This window comes from Pseudomonas sp. TWI628 (genome assembly GCF_039673865.1).
Lineage (GTDB): Bacteria > Pseudomonadota > Gammaproteobacteria > Pseudomonadales > Pseudomonadaceae > Aquipseudomonas.
Genome location: NZ_JBDJMM010000004.1, coordinates 205,501 through 222,857, shown reverse-complemented (window position 1 = coordinate 222,857; position 17,357 = coordinate 205,501). Strand labels below are relative to the sequence as shown.

The 17,357-nt window shown below is 61.7% G+C and carries 16 protein-coding genes and 1 pseudogene; 9 read left to right on the top strand and 8 right to left on the bottom strand.

The features are described from left to right. Positions 1 to 85 precede the first annotated feature (85 nt). Positions 86 to 1,408, bottom strand: a complete 1,323-nt coding sequence (locus ABE528_RS04960; RefSeq protein ID WP_346652359.1) for an ATP-binding protein — start codon at positions 1,406 to 1,408, stop codon at positions 86 to 88. After that, the gene (locus ABE528_RS04955) at positions 1,405 to 2,088 is read right to left on the bottom strand and encodes a response regulator transcription factor (RefSeq protein WP_346652358.1); all 684 of its coding nucleotides are present in this window, start codon (positions 2,086 to 2,088) and stop codon (positions 1,405 to 1,407) included. Before ABE528_RS04955 ends, ABE528_RS04960 begins: the two co-directional genes overlap by 4 nt. Positions 2,089 to 2,422: 334 nt before the next feature. On the opposite strand from ABE528_RS04955, the pseudogene ABE528_RS04950 reads away from it, so the two are divergent. The 3 genes and pseudogenes from ABE528_RS04950 to ABE528_RS04940 all read left to right on the top strand — a co-directional run bounded on the left by ABE528_RS04950 (position 2,423) and on the right by ABE528_RS04940 (position 5,063). Beyond that, positions 2,423 to 3,768: pseudogene (locus ABE528_RS04950) on the top strand (DUF6861 domain-containing protein). An 18-nt stretch (positions 3,769 to 3,786) separates the two neighbouring features. Then, a complete protein-coding gene (locus tag ABE528_RS04945) occupies positions 3,787 to 4,404 on the top strand; it encodes a GAD-like domain-containing protein (RefSeq protein ID WP_346652357.1) in 618 nt (205 codons plus the stop codon). A gap of 35 nt (positions 4,405 to 4,439) precedes the next feature. Further along, entirely contained in the window at positions 4,440 to 5,063 is a 624-nt protein-coding gene (locus tag ABE528_RS04940; protein WP_152958938.1) for a GAD-like domain-containing protein, read from the top strand. Positions 5,064 to 5,072: 9 nt separating this feature from the next. On the opposite strand, the gene ABE528_RS04935 is transcribed toward ABE528_RS04940, so the two are convergent. Genes ABE528_RS04935 through ABE528_RS04915 form a run of 5 tightly spaced genes read right to left on the bottom strand, consistent with a single transcriptional unit; the run spans position 5,073 to position 11,185 of the window. After that, positions 5,073 to 5,639 (bottom strand): nucleotidyltransferase family protein, encoded by a 567-nt coding sequence (locus tag ABE528_RS04935; RefSeq protein WP_346652356.1) that lies wholly within the window; start codon positions 5,637 to 5,639, stop codon positions 5,073 to 5,075. Beyond that, on the bottom strand, positions 5,636 to 6,607 hold the full coding sequence (locus ABE528_RS04930) for an XdhC family protein (protein WP_346652355.1): 972 nt from the start codon (positions 6,605 to 6,607) through the stop codon (positions 5,636 to 5,638). Before ABE528_RS04930 ends, ABE528_RS04935 begins: the two co-directional genes overlap by 4 nt. Before the next feature lie 3 nt (positions 6,608 to 6,610). Next, positions 6,611 to 7,822 (bottom strand): cytochrome c, encoded by a 1,212-nt coding sequence (locus ABE528_RS04925; RefSeq protein ID WP_152958936.1) that lies wholly within the window; start codon positions 7,820 to 7,822, stop codon positions 6,611 to 6,613. 2 nt (positions 7,823 to 7,824) lie between these two features. Next, on the bottom strand, positions 7,825 to 8,361 hold the full coding sequence (locus ABE528_RS04920; RefSeq protein ID WP_013973477.1) for a (2Fe-2S)-binding protein: 537 nt from the start codon (positions 8,359 to 8,361) through the stop codon (positions 7,825 to 7,827). Then, complete coding sequence (locus tag ABE528_RS04915) at positions 8,354 to 11,185, bottom strand: xanthine dehydrogenase family protein molybdopterin-binding subunit (protein WP_152958935.1); 2,832 nt, start codon at positions 11,183 to 11,185, stop codon at positions 8,354 to 8,356. Before ABE528_RS04915 ends, ABE528_RS04920 begins: the two co-directional genes overlap by 8 nt. A gap of 280 nt (positions 11,186 to 11,465) precedes the next feature. Here ABE528_RS04915 and dsbD point away from each other — a divergent pair, with 280 nt between their 5' ends. Genes dsbD through dsbG form a run of 3 tightly spaced genes read left to right on the top strand, consistent with a single transcriptional unit; the run spans position 11,466 to position 14,774 of the window. Then, on the top strand, positions 11,466 to 13,178 hold the full coding sequence (gene dsbD / locus ABE528_RS04910; RefSeq protein WP_346652354.1) for a protein-disulfide reductase DsbD: 1,713 nt from the start codon (positions 11,466 to 11,468) through the stop codon (positions 13,176 to 13,178). After that, on the top strand, positions 13,178 to 14,014 hold the full coding sequence (locus ABE528_RS04905) for a TlpA family protein disulfide reductase (RefSeq protein WP_152958933.1): 837 nt from the start codon (positions 13,178 to 13,180) through the stop codon (positions 14,012 to 14,014). Before dsbD ends, ABE528_RS04905 begins: the two co-directional genes overlap by 1 nt. A gap of 1 nt (position 14,015) precedes the next feature. After that, the gene (gene dsbG, locus ABE528_RS04900) at positions 14,016 to 14,774 is read left to right on the top strand and encodes a thiol:disulfide interchange protein DsbG (protein ID WP_152958932.1); all 759 of its coding nucleotides are present in this window, start codon (positions 14,016 to 14,018) and stop codon (positions 14,772 to 14,774) included. 72 nt (positions 14,775 to 14,846) lie between these two features. Here the strand turns inward: dsbG and ABE528_RS04895 are convergent, their stop codons facing one another. Next, positions 14,847 to 14,969 (bottom strand): hypothetical protein, encoded by a 123-nt coding sequence (locus tag ABE528_RS04895; RefSeq protein WP_346652353.1) that lies wholly within the window; start codon positions 14,967 to 14,969, stop codon positions 14,847 to 14,849. Between the two features lie 402 nt (positions 14,970 to 15,371). Between ABE528_RS04895 and ABE528_RS04890 the strand changes: the two genes are divergently transcribed. From ABE528_RS04890 to ABE528_RS04880, 3 genes are all read left to right on the top strand, one after another. Next, positions 15,372 to 15,578 (top strand): hypothetical protein, encoded by a 207-nt coding sequence (locus ABE528_RS04890; protein WP_294337493.1) that lies wholly within the window; start codon positions 15,372 to 15,374, stop codon positions 15,576 to 15,578. 77 nt (positions 15,579 to 15,655) lie between these two features. Then, positions 15,656 to 16,528 (top strand): McbB family protein, encoded by an 873-nt coding sequence (locus tag ABE528_RS04885; RefSeq protein ID WP_346652352.1) that lies wholly within the window; start codon positions 15,656 to 15,658, stop codon positions 16,526 to 16,528. Then, entirely contained in the window at positions 16,518 to 17,309 is a 792-nt protein-coding gene (locus tag ABE528_RS04880) for a SagB/ThcOx family dehydrogenase (protein WP_346652351.1), read from the top strand. The genes ABE528_RS04885 and ABE528_RS04880 overlap by 11 nt, the downstream gene beginning before the upstream one ends. Positions 17,310 to 17,357: the final 48 nt, after the last annotated feature.

The window sequence follows — 17,357 nt, the reverse complement described above, 5'->3', positions numbered from 1 at the left end:
ACCGCGTTTGTCCGGGGATTGGGCGGGCCCCGGCCCGGCCCTTGCGGGGAAAACCCCCCCACCGGCCCGGCACTGGCAGAAAAAATCAACTGGCCGAACGCGCCGGCACCTGCAGCAGCACTCGCAACCCATCATTGCGGCTGTCAAACCTCAGGCTGCCAGCACAACGCTGCACGATCGCCTGAACGATCGCCAGCCCCAACCCACACCCACCACTCTGCCCGTTACGCCAGAAGCGCTCGGTCAGGTGCTGCAAATCGGCTTCGGCAATGCCCGGACCATGGTCGCGCACCATGAACCCCACCTGCCCATCGGCCATTTGCACTTCCAGTTCCACCTCGGTATCGCCGCCGTGACGCAGGGCGTTGTCCAGCAGGTTGCGCAAGGCCGCCACCGCCAGCGGCGCAGGCATGCCCAGATAGATCTGCGTCGCCTCCTGCGGCAGGCGCAAAACGATACGCCGGTTGTCACCGCCGCCAGCATCCTGCACCGCCTGGCGGGCGACCTGCTCGGCACTGCACTGCACACCGTCCTCGAACGACAGGCTGCCCTCGACCCGCGCCAGCATCAGCAGCTGCTCCAGGGTCCGATGCATGCGGTCGGCGCCTTGCTCGGCATGCTCCAGCGCCTGCTCGCGCACCGCGCCGTCGGTCATGCGCGCCACCTGCAGGTGGGTCTTGATCGCGGTCAGCGGGCTGCGCAGTTCGTGGGCGGCATCGTCGGTCAGGCGCCGTTCGCGCTCGATGGTCTGAGCGATGCGCAGGAACAGCTGGTTCTGGGTGTCGAGCAAGGGTTGCAGCTCGCTGGGCAAGCCGGCCACCTGCAACGGTTCGACACTGTCGGCACGCCTTCGTCGCAGGGCATCGCGCATGCGATTGAGCGGCTCCAGGCCTTTGCCCAGGCCGATCCACAACAGCCCGAGGCTGCCGAGCAAGGCCATCAGCACCGGTGCCGAGGCAGCCAGCAGAATCGACTGGTTCAGCGCCTCGCGCTCCATGTGCCGGTCGGCGGTGGTGATGCGCACGTCATTGTGGCTATAGGTGAAGGTGCGCCACAACGCGCCATCGATGGTCTGGTCGCGGAAGCCGCTGCGCTGGTCGTCCATGGCGCCGTCATGCTTGTGGTTGCTCGCGAGGATCTCGCCGCGCAGGGAACTCACCTGGCAGGCCATGCCGTCGGGCACGCTCAACTGGTCGGCAGAAAAGTGCGCGTCCTCGCCCTTGGCCGCCAGCGGTTGCGGCAGCTGGTCGATCAGCCCCGCTACCATGCGCGCCGAAGCCACCAGGCGCTGGTCGAGGGAGAACATCATCTGCTGGCGCAGGTCGCGCAGCATCCACGCGGCTGCCAGCGCCCAGATGATGATGAAGGCGGTACCGAGGATCAGGCTGAGGCGTACCCGCAGGCTCATGAAGCGCTTCTCTCAGGGGCCTGCGCCGGGCCCAGGCGATAACCCAGGCCACGCACGGTCTCGACGATGCTGTTGCCGAGCTTGCGCCGCAGGTGGTGGATATGGACGTTCAGCGCGTTGCTTTCGACCTCATCGCTGAAGCCGTACACGCAGTCCTTGAGCTGTTCGCTGGACAGCACCCGGCCGGGGTTCTGCAGCAATGCCTGGAGCAGCGCCTGCTCACGCCGTGACAGGTCCACAGGTTGGCCGGCCAGGCTCGCTTCGCAGCTGCTCGGGTCGTAGCGCAGCGGGCCATGCTCGATCACGTTGACCGCACGCCCTGCCACCCGGCGCAGCAGGGTATGCAGCCGTGCGGCCAGTTCGCGCAGGTCGAAAGGTTTGAGCAGGTAGTCGTCGGCACCGGCCTGCAGACCGTCAACCCGGTCGGTGACCGCGTCGCGGGCGGTGAGCACCAGCACGGGCAGGTCCACACCTTGCTGGCGCAGGCGGCGCAAGAGTTTCAGGCCATCTTCGTCGGGCAGGCCGAGGTCGAGGATCATCACGTCGAACTGCGCCGCCTGCAGCAGGGCCCGGGCGCTGGCGGCATTGGCTACGCGGTCGACGGTCAGGCCCTGGGCGGTGAGGCCGGCGCAGATGCCGCTGGCGATCAGGTCATCGTCCTCGCAGAGCAGAACGTGCATGGTGAGGCTCCCGGAGTGTGTGTGGCTGGCATTGCACTATGGGGGGATTAAGGGGGGATTATGGACCTTTTTGTGTTTGCCTTGATGCTTTCAGCGCCTGAGGGGGGCTCGCCTTGGTGTTTTCAGCGCCTGTGAGATCGAGCGCCGGGCGGGGGGCGCTCGATCTCACAGGCGACAAATCCCTCCAGCCTTACCCATCGCAGCAACACCTCAATCCCGCCCCCTCTACCCCCACCAACAACGAAATAGACTTTTCCTACCAGCGACTCAGGAACGTCCTACGCCCACTCCATGATGTGATTTCCCCTGCACAAAACTGGCAGGGAGACGCCTCATGCTGTTCTGGCAAATCGTGCCAACCTGGCGCGATATCGAGACCCGCATCACCGATGAAATGGGCTATCAAGGAGGCGCCCATTTCCGTACTTACCTCAACGAAGCAGTGCCGTCACTGGCCCTCAACCTGCGCCGCGTCGATAGCGTGCGACGCGCGTTTTACAAGGCCGAATCGGTAGCCGGCCAGCTGCTGCGCCAGCGCTTCGCCGACCTCGACATCAAAAGCATCCTCAACGACCTGCTCGGCGTCGCCGAGCAAATGGCGATGATCGTCGCCGGCACTGCCCTCACCGGCGGCCTGCTCGGTGCCGGCATTGGCGCCTTCGCCGGCGGTGTCGGCGCCTTTCCCGGTGGCGTTGCGGGTACCGCCATCGGCTTCAAGGTCAGCGGCTGGATCCTCGGCGTGCTGGGCATCGCCTCCCTCGCCGAGTTCTTCGTCGACGGCCTGCCGCGCATTGGCGAGTACTACCTGGACGGCATCGGCCTCGCCTGGGAAGGCACACGCGGTGAAGACGGGCTGAACGCGTTCAGCCAGGACAACCCGTATGCCATCAATCAGGCGGCGCATTTCATTGCCACCGGGCATGTGGAAGTGGTGATGCTGCTGTTGGGCGCCATGGTGTCCTACCTCACCCGTGGGGGTGGCAACGCAGGTGTGCTGGCCCAGGAAATGGCCGCCAGCAAGAAAGGCGCGCGGATTGGGCAGTGGATGCTCAAGCACGAAGATGCTTTGAAGAAACGGCCGGACCTGCAGGTGCCGGAGCGGCGCAAGGGCGCGGTGGGTGAGCCACAGCCTGCGCAGCCTAACTGCCGGCGGGGAAAGACAAGGAGCCATCCAAAGGCAAGCCCGGTAGCATGCCGGTGCATACGGTGGCGTGCTTCAAGGCGGACAAATTGCCGCCATCGAAGCATGGCGAGTTTGAACGGCAGCTAAAAGGACAGCAGGATGGGTTAAACCGGCTTACGGTGGAAGAATTCCTGGAAAATGTTGCCAATCCAGTCAAACGTGATCCGAAACTTGCTAAAAAGGCACGCAAGGACCTTTATGTAAGTCTGAGAGATAGAATCCAGGAGGATTTATCCAAAACGATGGGGCCGCGAGAAGCGAGAAGACTTTCAGAAGTGCAAGCTAGGGAGACGATGTCAACACTCGCCGCCTTGCATAACCCTGACCTTAGTGCAGGTGGATGAGACGCTATTGCTGACTTTGACGACAGACAGGTGAATTCAAGTATTGGCCCTCAATGGAAAAGTAGAATAGGAGGGCTTCGACGAGCAGCCGAAGAAACGGCCGGAATGGGAGGCAAGACCGGCCTTTTAAACGTGAAATTAAACAAATGCTAACTGACTGGAGGTCATCAAATGGATGAAGCATTTTCTGTTTTTATTGAAGAGGTCGGTGAGCCTACGCACAGGCAGGAGGTACCCACATCGACCATCGAGCGTTACAAGGGGAAGCTCCCGGATAAACTTCTGCAATATTGGATTGAGCACGGATGGTGTGGATACGGAGATGGTTTGTTTTGGACCGTAAACCCTCTAGAGTACGAGGGCGTGGTGGCATCTATGCTTGAGAGTGCAAACCTGGAAACTTACGACAAGTTTCATCTCATCGCCCGCGGAGCCTTTGGCGACCTTTATCTATTTGGTGAGAGAACCGGATTTTCACTGAAAATCGCACCACATATAGGTCGGTATATTGGCAGCAAACGAGAAGTAACGCCGTCCGACATGGACAGACTAGTGCAGAGTTTTTTCGCCTGTAGAGATTTGGATTCAAATGATTTTGATGACCTGTTTGAACCTGCAAAAAATAGCCTCGGCATACTTGGTCCGGACGAGATGTACGGCTTTGTTCCAGCCTTGGTGTTCGGCGGCCCCATTCGACTCGATAATCTTGAGAAGCTGAAAGCCATTGAACACTTGGTACTGCTGTCTCAGCTTTGCACAATCGAGCCCTATAGCTTTTCTGATTTTTGAAGCCCTTACCCAACAGTAATAAAAGGATCTAAAAAATGAACGCACTCTTCTCCATCTTCCTCGAAACCTTCAACGACCCCATCGGCCACCAGCCCGTCCCGCCTGCCGCTCTGGACCACTACCAAGGCAAACTCCCCAACCAACTCCTGACCTACTGGAAAGACCACGGCTGGTGCGGCTACGGCGGTGGCCTGTTCTGGATGGTCAACCCGCAGGAATACGAAGACGTCGTGGCCTACTGGCTGACAGGTACGCCCTTCGAAACCCGCGACACCTACCACCTCATCGCCCGCAGCGCTTTCGGCGAGCTGTACCTCTGGGGCGAAGAAACCGGGTCAGTCCTGACCATCACTGCCTACGCTTCCCAATACATCGATGGCGCCTGCAGCTCGACCGACGAAGAGCGTGACGCGAAGATCCAGGGGCTGCTGATGTGGGTCATGACTGAAGGCATCGACCTGGACCTGTTCGAATCGGCCAGGGAAACACTCGGGACGTTGGCGCCAGACGAGATGTATGGCTTCGTTCCGGCGCTGATGCTGGGCGGGCCTGCAAGCCTGGCCAATCTCCAGCGGCTCAAGGCCAACGTGCATCTGATTTTGCTTTCCCAGCTGAGCGAATTGGAACCTTATGCATTCGATGAGGAAGAAGATGAGTAAAACCGACGCTCATTCGCGCAGCGCATCGGGCGTATCGACATCCCGCAGCACGCCGGCATCCTCGACGGCCAGCCTGACGCAACGGTCCGGATGGTCCTTCACCACCGAACGCGCCCCTTCATCGCCCGTCAGCCGCGCAAGCGCTGGCCAGAAATCACGCCCAAACAGCACCGGATGGCCCTGCTGCCCGGCATGACAAGGCAACACTATCGTCGACCCACTGGCCTCGCGTGCAAGCAAACCAAGGGTCCCGAGTCCCACCCAGGGCATGTCACCCAGCAGAATCGCCACCGCCTGCGCCTCGCTGTCGACCAGCGAAGCGGCGCCAGCCGCCAGACTATGACCCATTCCCTGCGCGAAATCCGCACTGCAGATGACCCGGCACGCCGCTGGCAACCCCAGCTCCTCGCCCCGCTCGCCATCACGCAGCACCACCCGTACGTCATCGAAAACGGCACAGGCATGTTCGACGCTGTGCACCAGCAAGCTGCGACCATCCGCCATCAGCGCCCGACGCTTGTCAGCACCGAAGCGCATGCTGCTGCCGGCCGCCAATACCAACGCCACCACACTCACAGCGCTGCCCGCCCGATGCCATTGCGCAGGCGCAGGATATCGGCGAGCACCGCCAAGGCGATCTCGGCCGGGGTCTTGCTGCCCAGGTTGAGGCCGATCGGCGCGTGGATCCGCGCCAGCTCGTCGTAGCCCAGGCCGCCGATGCGCTGCAAGCGTTCGCGACGCTTGTCGGAGGTCGCCTTCGAGCCCATCACGCCAATGTAGAACGCTTCGGTACGCACCGCTTCAAGCATGGCCAGGTCATCGATTTTCGGATCATGGGTCAATGCAACCACCGCTGTGTCGGCATGGCAACCACCCTTGGCGATAAACTCCGACGGCAGTTCACGACGCACCTCGATGCCATCCAGCACCACGCCTTCGAGCACCTCGTCACGCGGGTCGCAGAGGATGACTTCAAAGCCCATGGCTTTGCCGAACTCGGCGCAGAAATGCGCGACGCTGGAGTACCCAGCCAGCAGCAGGCGCTGGGCAGCCCCGACGCGCAAACGCACCCGGTCGCTTGCAAGCTCCACGCGCGGCCCCTGGCTGTGGTCGTCGAGCAGCTGACGATCCCCTTGTGGCAAGCTCACCTCGCGCAGCAGCCGGCGCTGGCCGCGCAGCGCGCCTTCCAGCTCACGCAGGTGGGCCTGCACGTCACAGTCGGCCGGCAGGTTTTCCACCAGCACCTCGAGCACGCCGCCACAGGGCAGGCGGATGCTTGAACGCGGGTCGCTGCCATCGCCATAGCGCACGATGGCAATCGGTTCGGGAAACTCACCGCGCCCCACACGTTCGAGGAAATCTTCCTCGACACAGCCACCGGACAGTGAACCCAGCCACTGCCCGCTGGCGTTGACCGCCAGCAGCGAGCCCGGCGCACGCGGCGCCGAGCCGTAGGTGGCGAGCACCGTGCACAACCACACCCGCTGGCCGCTGCACGACCACTGCAGCGCCTGGCTGATCACCTGAAGATCGAGATGCTGCACGGTTTACTCCGCCTTCAGCTCGGCAAGCTGCTGTACGGTCAGGTCGCCGGGCAATCCACCCCAGGCCTGGCGCAGGTAGTTGACCATGTCTGTCACTTGTTGGTCGTCGAGCTTGTCGGCGAAGCCCGGCATCGGCTGCATGCGCTCGAAGCCGGTGAACTGCTGCTCACGGATGCCGTCGCGGATGGCCTTGACCAGGTTGCGCGAGTCGCCCTGGCGCAGCACCGTGTTGCCGCGCATGGCCACCGCGATGTGCGGCTTGCCCTCGCCATCGACGCCATGGCAACCGGCGCAGACGTTGAGGTACTGCTGCTGGCCGCGCTTGGCACTGTCGCTCATCTGCTCCAGGGCAACGGCCTGGATCGCCTTGGCCGGCGGCGGCTGGTCGCCGAGCAGGTAGGTGGCCATGGCCGCCAGGTCGGCGTCTTCCAGGTGCTGGGTGCTGTGGTGCACCACCGGGAACATCTCGTTGAACATGCTGCCCTGGGCACTGATGCCGTGCTTGAGGAAGGTGGTCAGGTCCGGCTGGGTCCAGCCGCGGTCGGCCAGGTCCTGGGCCAGCAGGCTCGGTGCCAGGTAGCCACCGAGCAAGCCGCCGCTGAAGCGCTGGTCCTGTTGCAGGGCACCGATGGCGTTGCGTGGGGTGTGGCATTCGCCGCAATGGCCCATCACCTCGACCATGTACTGCCCGCGCTGCCAGGCCGGGCTTTTGCCTTCGGTTGGCTGCAGTTGCACGCTCTTGCCATACAGCATGTTCCAGCCGGTCAGCCCCAGGCGCACGTTGAACGGGAAGCTCAACGCCGTCTGCGGTGCCGGGCGGTTGATCGGCGGCACGGTCATCAGGTAAGCAAGAATCGCATCGGAATCCTCGCGCTTGATCAGGTGGTACGAGGTGTACGGCATCGCTGGGTAGAGGTTGGCGCCGTCCTTGCGCTTGCCCTCGGTGACCGCGGCAAAGAACTCGTCAGCCGTGTAGTTGCCGATGCCGTACTGCTTGTCCGGGGTGATGTTGCTGCCGTAGATGGTGCCGAACGGCGAATGGATCGGCAGGCCACCGGCGAACGGCGCGCCGCCTTCGGCGGTGTGGCAGGCCATGCAGTCGGCCGCACGGGCCAGGTATTCACCGCGTTTGACCTGCGCCTCATCGGCCGCCTGGGCCAGCGAAACAACGGCAAGGCCGAGGGCCAGCGCGAGTGTGTTGCGAACGAAGCCCATGCTCAACCCTCCTTGACCAGGCCGAGGTCGTTGAGCACCGTGCGGGTGGCGTCGTAGTAACGCACGTAGCCGGTGCAGCGACAGATGTGGTGGCCGAGGCTGGCTTCGATACGGTCTTCCACTTCGCTCTTCTTGAGCGGCTGGCGCTGGGCGGTTTCCACCAGCACCGTGGCGGCGTTGACGAAGCCCGGCGCGCAGTAGCTGCACTGGAAGGCGAACAGGTCGACGAACTTCTGCTGGATCGGGTTAAGCGTCAGGTTGCCGGCCTCGTCCTGCTTGGCGTGGCCTTCGATGGTGCGCACCTTCTTGCCTTCGAAGTAATGCGCGCCGGTGATGCAGGTGCGCACTTCCTCGCTGGTGCCGTCGGGGTTGTCGACGATCACCACGCAGGCGTGGCAGATGCCCTGGCCGCAGCCCAGACGGGAACCGGTGAGGTTCTGGTGTTCGTGCAGGTAGTCGATCATCGCCAGGTCGTCAGGGACCTCGACCGGGCCGACCGGTTGACCGTTGAGGGTCAGTTGCAGTGGACGGTTAGCCATTGAGGGCCTCCTTGATACGGGCTGGAGTGATGGGGAGATCGCGCACGCGCTTGCCAATGGCATGTGCCACGGCGTTGCCGATGGCACCGACGACCGGGATCATCACCACTTCGGCGATGCCCTTGGACGGGTCGGTCGGTGACAGCGGCGGGAGGATTTCGCTGGTCTGCTTCCACACCGCCACATCGCGTGCATGCGGCAGGCGGTAGCGGTTGAAGTTCCAGTCGCCCTCCCCGGGCCCGCCCTCGTACAACGGCATTTCTTCGGTCAGCGCATGGCCGATGCCCATGGCGATACCGCCTTCGAGCTGGCCCTTGACCAGTTCCGGCACCAGCACGCGGCCGCACTCGACCCAACTGTGGTGGTTGAGCACCTGCGTCTCAAAGGTGCCCTTGTTGACCTTGACCTCGACGATGGTCGCCACCGGGCTGTAGTAGGTGACCATGGCGTTGTTCAGCTGGGTATCCGGGTAGGCGGCGTTCTGCCGGTCGAGCAGGTGGTAGCCATGGCTGCTCATCTGCGCCTTCTTGGCATTCACCGCGCCATCGCCGTACTTCACCGCCACGGCATCGAGCGGGAAGCGCTCGCGCACGCCGTCGATGACGAAGTCGGCCTCGGCCCAGCTCCAGCGGTTGAAACCGTGCACGCTGACGCCAGTGACCAGGCCCATCTCATGGGCCTTCTGCGCCAGTTGGGCGAACGGGATCGGCGCCAGGCCGTTACCGGTCAGCTCGCCGTTGACCCACACCGCGTTCTCGCGGCGCACCACCAGCGGGTTGGCCTGGCCACCGTGCGGGCCCTGGCTCCAGAGTGCCATGGCTGCCGGCCACAGGCCGTGGTTGAACAACACACGGGCCGCTTCGCGGGTGGCGTGGCTGAAGTAGAACGCCGAGTTGGTCGCCGACGACGGCGAGGCGAGCTTGCCGACCCAGCGCGGGTTGCGCAGCGCGGTGTCCTGCTCAGGCTGGCTGATCAGGTACGGGTTGCCGCTGGTGGTCAGTTGCAATTCCGGCCATTCGGTGACCGCCGTCTTCACCTCGTCGGCCGAGCGGCCAAGGAAGTCGCTGACCACCAGGGCCTGGGAAGTGGACATGCCAGTCCCCAGCTCGGTGCCGATGTGGCGCAGGCTGATGCGCCCATCAGCGCTGAACTCGATGCTCGCCATCGGCGCTTCAGAGCCGGTGCCGAAGTCCTTCTGGCAGATGGCGAAGCCGACGCCATACCAGTGGTCCGGGTCCTTGGCGTCCATCTGCTGCTTGCGTGCATCGCGGTTGCGCCACCCGTCGTGCACTGCAGCCTTGTCGAGGATCTCGTACAGGCGCAGGGCACCGGCCGGGACCGCGCCCTGGGTGTTCTTCATGCCCGACTTCAAGGCGTTGGCACGGCGCAGGTCGATGGCATCGACGCCCAGGCGACCGGCGACTTCATCCACCATCATCTCGGTGGCGGCCATGGACTGCAGGGTGCCGTAACCGCGCATGGAGCCGGCCTCGACACCGCGGGAGAAGTAGGCGGTCACCGACAGGTCGTTCTGCGGCATGTAGTAGATCGACTGCGCCGCGGTGGCGCCCACTGCAGCCACCGACGGGCTGTAGTTGATGCGCCCGCCGCCGTCGCAGCTCATGTCGGCGCGGAAGATCTTGAAGCGGTTGTCCTTCTTGTCCACGGCCAGCTGGTAGCGGATGTCGAAGGCATGACGCTTGATACCGCTCTGGAACTGCTCGTAGCGGTCGTTGGCCAGGCGGATCGGTACACCGGCGCCATACAGCGCGGCCACGGCAGCGTAGAAGACGAAGATGTTGTTGTCTTTGGAACCGTAGCCCACGGTGTAGCCCGGGTGCATGTTCAGCGTGTTCAGGGTGAAGCGCGACGGCTTGATCATGTGCACGCATTCCTGCGCCACTTCGAACGGGCATTGGGTCGCGACCACGAAGTGCAGCGTGCCAGTCGCCGGGTCGTACCAGCCGTTGCCGTTGTCCGGCTCCAGTGCCGCAGGCTCGATCGACGGCGTCTTGTAGCGCTCGTCGAACACCAGCCAGTCCTCGGGCGGGTTGTCCAGTTGCTCACCCATGCGCTTGGCGTAGAACAGGCCCTGTTCGGTCAGGTCGCCGTGCTGGTCAGGCTGCTTCGACCACACCGGTTTGCGGTTGAGTATGGTCGGGAACAGCATGGAGTTCTTCAGGCTGGAGAACTCATCGTCGTCGAACGGCGTGGCGCCGCCCACGCGCACGAAGCGGAAGCTGCCATAGGGGTCGCGCTGGTACAGCGGGGCCTGGGCGCCGTATTTGATCGCCTTGTCGTTGAACTGCAACTTGCGCTTGGCCTGACGGAAACGCTCGAAGTCGTGCCAGATCAGGATCGCCACCGGATGGCCGATGAACATCGGCACCTGGCCGGGCGGCAACAGTGGGTCGGGCGAGTGGGCCTCGGGCCAGGCAATGCCATCTCGCGCCAGGTCGGCGGCGGTGACGATACGGTCCGGCTGCAGGTCGGCGCCGAGCAGGCTGAGGTCATGGCCGTCATAGATCCGGTCGACCTTGGTCACCTTGAGCAGCAGCGCGTGGCCTTGCTGGGTCGGCCAGCCGGGCATGTCCTTGGCGCGGATGTCGCGGGCGAAAACCTTGTTGCCACAGACCTTGGACAGCGCGTCGTTACGGAAACGCGCCTTGCCGTCATGGTTCATCCACTTTTGCGGCGAGGTAGTAACGCGCTCCTCCATCAGGGCGGCGAACGCCTGGCTGCCGAGTGGCGCCATGGTCACGCCGACACCAGCAATCAGGCCGCCTTGCAAGAAGGCGCGCCGGGATATATCACGGTTGGACATGCTTGATCCTCTGGGCAGAAGAATTTCTGCCCATGTTTTTTGATTCTTGTGCGGGGGACTCGGAAGGGTAAAAACCTTGTCACGCGGGACGTAAAAACTGACTTCTGCGTCAACTTTACAACAAGAATATGGGCATAAGCAAAGTCAAGCCGACAATATGTCGCGCTGTGTCAAAGGCCGACATGCGGCAGCGCCGCAACAGCTTCGGCAGCAACGGTTAACCTTGGGTTAATCGACCCCAGCCAGCATGGCCACCATTCCGTACTGCCAAGGCGAAGACATGCGCATCCTTCTGCTCTTCCTGACGTTCCTTCTGGCCGGCCCGTTGCAGGCCAACCCGTTCGACGCCAAGCCCGACTTCCTGCCGGTCAACCAGGCGTTCGTGCTGACTCACGACCGCCAGGCCGATGGCCAGATGCGCCTGTACTTCCAGATCAAGCAGGGTTACTACCTGTACCAGAAGCGCCTGAAATTCGACGGCTTGCCTGCCGAACAGCAGCCGCAACTCCCACCCGCCCTGAATCACCACGACGAGTTCTTTGGTGACAGCGCGGTGTACCGCGACCAGCTCGAACTGCTGATCCCGGCCAATGCCCAGGGCCAGTTGCGCCTGGGCTGGCAAGGCTGTGCCGATGCCGGCCTGTGCTACCCACCGCAGACCACCGCCATCGACCTGGGCGGCAACGCGCCGCCGGCCGCCGAACAAGCCAGCGACCAGGCTCTGGCCAGCGGCCTGCAAAGCGCCAGCCTGGCCTGGAGCCTGCTGGCATTCTTCGGCCTCGGCCTGCTGCTGGCGTTCACCCCCTGCTCGCTGCCGATGCTGCCGATTCTCGCCGGCCTGGTCCTGGGCAACGGCGCCAGCGCCCGGCGCGGCTGGCTGCTGGCCGGGGTGTATGTGCTGAGCATGGCGCTGGTGTATGCGGCCCTGGGCGTGGTCGCGGCGCTGCTGGGGGCCAGCCTGCAGGCGTGGCTGCAGCAACCCTGGCTGCTGGGCAGCCTGGCCGGCTTGTTCATCCTTCTCGCCCTGCCGATGTTCGGCGCTTTCGAGCTGCAACTGCCGGCCGCCCTGCGTGATCGCCTCGACCGCGCCGGCCAGGGCACCCGTGGTGGCAACCTGTACGGTGCGGCGCTGCTGGGCGCCCTCTCCGGCCTGCTGCTCGGCCCCTGCATGACCGCGCCGCTGGCCGGTGCGCTGCTGTTCATCGCGCAAAGCGGCGATGTGCTACAAGGTGCGCTGGTGCTGTTCAGCCTCGGCCTGGGCATGGGCGTGCCGCTGCTGTTGCTGGTGACCCTGGGCAACCGCTACCTGCCGCGCCCGGGGGCGTGGATGAACCGGGTCAAGGGCGTGTTCGGCTTCGTGTTCCTGGCCATGGCCCTGTACACCGTGCGCAGCCTGCTTGCCGCCCCGGTGATGCTGGCCCTGAGCGGGGCCTGGCTGATTGCCCTGGGCTGGGCCATGTGGCCAGCCCTGCAGCGCTTGCCAGCGCTGCGTGCGGTCCCACTGCTGGGCGCTTTGTGGGGTGGCCTGCTGCTGGTCGGCGCCGCTGCGGGGGGCGACGACCTGTGGCAACCGCTGCGGCCGTTCGCCGGCGGCAGCGTAGCCGCCACCGTACAAAAGGCCGACGAGCACTTCGTCACGGTCAGCAGCCCTGAAGCCCTGCAACGCGAGCTGGACGCCGCCAAGGCCCGCGGCCAGTGGGTCATGGTCGATTACTATGCCGACTGGTGCGTGTCGTGCAAGGTCATGGAAAAACAGGTGTTCACCCGCCCCGACGTACAAACCAGCCTGGCCGGCGTGCACCTGCTGCGCCTGGACGTGACCGCCGACTCTGCCGCCAGCCGCGCCCTGCTGCAGCGCTACCAGGTGCCAGGCCCCCCCAGCATCATCTGGCTCGGCCCGGAAGGCGAAGAGCGCCGCGCACGGCGCATCACCGGTGAGGTGGATGCCGCCGCGTTCCTGCAACACTGGACCCAGACCCGGAGCCAAGGCTGATGCTCACGGTAACCCTTGGGCCGCTGACCATGGCCCTCAACCACCTGCTGATGCTCGCCGCCCTCGGCGTGGCCTGCCTGGTCGGCTGGTGGGTCGCCCGGCGTGGCGGCGAAAGCCCGGAGTCGGCGCTGTTCAACCTGTTCCTGGTCGGCCTGCTGTGCGCCCGCCTGGGTTTCGTGCTGGCCTACTGGCCGATGTACCGCGACGACCTGGTGCAAGTCATCGATATCCGTGATGGCGGCTTCCTGCTCTGGTCGGGCCTGGTCGGCATTGTCCTCGCCACCCTCTGGCAGGGCTGGCGCCAGCCTGGCCTGCGGCGCCCGCTGGGCTGGGCACTGTTCAGCGGTGCGTTGTTCTGGGGCCTGACCAGCCTGGGCAGCCACCTGTACAGCAAGGGCACCGCACTGCCTGAACTGAGCCTGCGCAATGCCGCTGGCCAGTCGGTGGCCCTGCACAGCTACCGTGGCAAGCCGCTGGTGATCAATATCTGGGCCACCTGGTGCCCGCCCTGCCGCCGGGAGATGCCGGTGCTGCAGCAGGCCCAGGGCGAATACCCCCACGTGACCTTCATATTCGTCAACCAGGGCGAGACGCCGGAAAACGTCACGACCTTCCTCGCCACCACCGGGCTGAGCCTGACCCATGTGCTGTTCGACGGCACCGGCGTGCTGGCCCAGCGGGTTGGCTCGATGGCCCTGCCCACCACCCTGTTCTACGACGCCGACGGCCGCCTGATCGGCAGCCACCTTGGCGAGCTGTCGCGGGCCAGCCTGCGCCATGCGCTGGAACCTTTCGAGCGGGCCAAGGCGCCCGCCCCTGCCGCACAAGGAAACTGACATGCGATTGACTGCCCTGTTGCCCCTGTCCCTGGCCCTGCTGGCCGCCCCGCTGGTGCAGGCCGAAGACCTGCCCAAGGCGATCCAGCAACTGCAAGCCAAAGGCGCCGAGATCAAGGGCAGCTTCGATGCGCCCAACGGCCTGCGCGGCTATGCCGCCGAGTACCAGAACAATGCCCTGGCCTTGTACCTGACCCCGGACGGCAAGCACGTGCTGGTCGGCAGCCTGTTCGACGAACAAGGCAAGGACCTCAGCGCCGAGCCGCTGCAGAAGTTGGTGTACGCGCCGATGAGCAAGGAGATCTGGGCGAAGATGGAGAAAACCGCCTGGATCGCCGACGGCAAGGACAGTGCGCCGCGCAAGGTGTACCTGTTCAGCGACCCCAACTGCCCGTACTGCAACATGTTCTGGGAACAGGCGCGGCCGTGGGTGGAGTCGGGCAAGGTGCAGCTGCGCCATATCATGGTCGGCATCATCCGCGAGGACAGCCCGGGCAAGTCGGCAGCCCTGTTGGCAGCCAAGGACCCGGCCAAAGCCCTGCATGAGCATGAGAAAGCGGGCAAGGCGAGCAACCTGAAGCCACTGGACAAGGTGCCCGATGCCGTGCAGCAGAAGCTGGCGGCGAACATGGCGTTGATGGAGGAGATGGGGCTGCAAGCGACCCCGGCAATCTTCTATCAGGATGAGCAGGGCAACCTGCAGAGCCAGCAAGGCGCGCCGCGGCCGGAGTTGCTTGGCAAGATTCTCGGCAAGCGGTAGTGCACGGCTTGGGTTTTGCGGTGACGTGCAGATCGAGCGCCGCCCCGCAAAACTCAAGGCGAGCCCTACGCTCTACAGCCCTTCGAGCTCGGCCATCAGATCACTGAGCCGATCAGCCTTGGCCTCATCCACCTCGCCCCCCTGCAACCCACGCACATACTCGGCCAATTCCTCCACCGTGCTGCACTCGAACATCGCCCGGCATGTTCAATCGTGCATGAGAGCGAGACCAAATATTTTGAAACAATCTGCCGCAAAGATTATTGGCTAAACATCGCGCCGCCGCCTCTGACACCCAAAAATCGAGAGACGTGAAGAACTAGAATTATCTGACATTACAAAGAAAATTTTCTTACCGCGAGACGATTATAAAACTTACAAAAAATTAAGCCCACCGCATAAGTAGTCAGAAACAACGCCCCTAGGTAGGAATTTTCCACAGGAACGCTCCTACACCCACCTCTTCAAACCAAACATAATTATTACGCCTGCAATCCACGCAAGCCTCGCCGCCGCATTGACAATTAAAAGTCAAACTTCTAAACCTGTAGATGCCCGCACACATCGGGCGACAACAAAAACAGTTAAGGAGACACTATGGAAACTCAATACGGCATCAACATCCTTGAACTGTCCTCAGACAGTAATTGCGATATGGACTCCGAGTTTTTCGGTGGTTCTGGCGGCGCCGGTGGTTGCGGTGGTAGTGGTGGCTGCGGCGGTGGAGGCGGGTGCAGCGGTGGCAGTGGCGGTTCCGGTGGCAGCGGGGGAAACGCTATTGACATCGAAGGCAACGCAAACTGATAACCCCATAACTTACTAAGGAGCGAGCGTTCCCGGCATAACGCTAGGAACGCCCGCATCACGCAAAAGGCAATCCAATGAACGTATTGAGAATCTACAATTACGAGATATTAAATTTCGACCTAGACCCCATGATATTTTCGAGCACAGGATTTACAAAAATCACAGAACCCAAAATAATCAGGGCCTTGCAGAAAATTGAGAGCACCCAATCCAAATACATTAAACACCACGAACTTGAAGAGATTTTTGAAACTGAGAAGCTTGAATCAAAAAGTACGTTAAACTTCCTAAAATCGCTATCAATTCTGGGAGAGAAAGCTGAGCCGCCACACTTTCATAACGTGATAATTTATCACGACCTAGACGTACCACTACCACTGATAAAGTTTTACGAGAAAAAACACAGCAACACAATAACAATCAAAAAAATCGAGCACTTTAAAGCACCTGACACCTGCACACCAACGTTATTCGTTTTCGCCTGCCTTAAACTTCACCCTAACTCAATCAGAAGCATCTACACAAATCTAACGAAAGAGAACCCGGAGCACGGCATCAGCATCGGATTCATAAGCAATCGTTACTTCCACCTAACAGAAGTGCATGTGCCATCAATAGGAAACCCGTGTGCCTTTTGCACTCTCGATCGAGTTACATATTACGAATCCAAGCGCCTAAGCCAACACCCATGGAGCAAAATATGGGCCTTCTGCTGCAACAACAACTATGACCTACCTAAAGCAGCAATTGACGACTTCCAGACTTCACTGATCCTGGGAACCATCATTTCCTTCACAAACAAGCTTACGCAAGCACCAAAGTCCAAGTACACGCAAGACCAGACACTTCTATCCAGAACCATCGACCTTGAGACCGGTGCTACCACCGAAGAAGTAAGCGTCCACTGGCCATTCTGCGAATGCTTAGGTAAACAAAATGAGTATTAGTCACGATCAGTATTCAAGATTCACCGACTCCAGAGTTCTCGACGAAACATTAGCATTTCATGCCAAAGGGAACTATACACTTCACGAGACAACACGACATATAAGCACTCTCCATCACATACCCGCTAAAGAACTAAGCAAGCTAACCGGCAGAGAGCTGAAACTCAACACCCTCACAAATGAGGCCGAAAACCCCGAGTTTCAGTTATCAGCGCTCCCCCTGGATCATCCCCTCGTAAGAAACGAGTCGTGCGATCGCTTTCGTGAGCGCCACCTGCACTTTGATGCCGTTCGCAATCTAATTGCCCCCATTTTGAAAAAAATAGGATCCAACCACAAGCGCGGCTACCCGAGCGCTGGAGCAATTTTCCCAATTGAAATATTTTGCATCAATCTAAACAATAGAATTGAACAGTGGCCAACTGACTGCATGGCCCTGCATCTGCTCCCATCATCCCAAACATTTGAAATACACAGCACAAACATCAATATCAAACAGCTCAGTCAAGCTATTACTCCACAAAATCCAGAAATCGGCGCACCTGCCCTAGCACTCGTCTATGTGATTTACCTGCCTAAAGCATTGTTTAAATACCGATATCGAGGCTACCGCCACGCCCTAATGGAGGCGGGCTCGCTGTACATGCTCACAGACCTACGCTGCAAAGAATTAAATTTTGATAGCAGACCTTGGTCCGCCTTCACAGACCATCAAATAACAAAACTCTTAAATCTTAATCCAACCCTATTCCTGCCGACATGCATCCAATTAATAGGTTAAAACAATGAACATATTCAACGAGGTACATCATCCTTCGTCTCCTGATTT

Coding starts and splice junctions, on each gene's coding strand:
- ABE528_RS04960 (WP_346652359.1), bottom strand. CDS start 1,408: ATGAGCCTGCGGGTACGCCTCAGCCTGATCCTCGGTACCGCCTTCATC.
- ABE528_RS04955 (WP_346652358.1), bottom strand. CDS start 2,088: ATGCACGTTCTGCTCTGCGAGGACGATGACCTGATCGCCAGCGGCATC.
- ABE528_RS04945 (WP_346652357.1), top strand. CDS start 3,787: ATGGATGAAGCATTTTCTGTTTTTATTGAAGAGGTCGGTGAGCCTACG.
- ABE528_RS04940 (WP_152958938.1), top strand. CDS start 4,440: ATGAACGCACTCTTCTCCATCTTCCTCGAAACCTTCAACGACCCCATC.
- ABE528_RS04925 (WP_152958936.1), bottom strand. CDS start 7,822: ATGGGCTTCGTTCGCAACACACTCGCGCTGGCCCTCGGCCTTGCCGTT.
- ABE528_RS04920 (WP_013973477.1), bottom strand. CDS start 8,361: ATGGCTAACCGTCCACTGCAACTGACCCTCAACGGTCAACCGGTCGGC.
- ABE528_RS04915 (WP_152958935.1), bottom strand. CDS start 11,185: ATGTCCAACCGTGATATATCCCGGCGCGCCTTCTTGCAAGGCGGCCTG.
- dsbD (WP_346652354.1), top strand. CDS start 11,466: ATGCGCATCCTTCTGCTCTTCCTGACGTTCCTTCTGGCCGGCCCGTTG.
- ABE528_RS04905 (WP_152958933.1), top strand. CDS start 13,178: ATGCTCACGGTAACCCTTGGGCCGCTGACCATGGCCCTCAACCACCTG.
- dsbG (WP_152958932.1), top strand. CDS start 14,016: ATGCGATTGACTGCCCTGTTGCCCCTGTCCCTGGCCCTGCTGGCCGCC.
- ABE528_RS04895 (WP_346652353.1), bottom strand. CDS start 14,969: ATGTTCGAGTGCAGCACGGTGGAGGAATTGGCCGAGTATGTGCGTGGG.
- ABE528_RS04890 (WP_294337493.1), top strand. CDS start 15,372: ATGGAAACTCAATACGGCATCAACATCCTTGAACTGTCCTCAGACAGT.
- ABE528_RS04885 (WP_346652352.1), top strand. CDS start 15,656: ATGAACGTATTGAGAATCTACAATTACGAGATATTAAATTTCGACCTA.
- ABE528_RS04880 (WP_346652351.1), top strand. CDS start 16,518: ATGAGTATTAGTCACGATCAGTATTCAAGATTCACCGACTCCAGAGTT.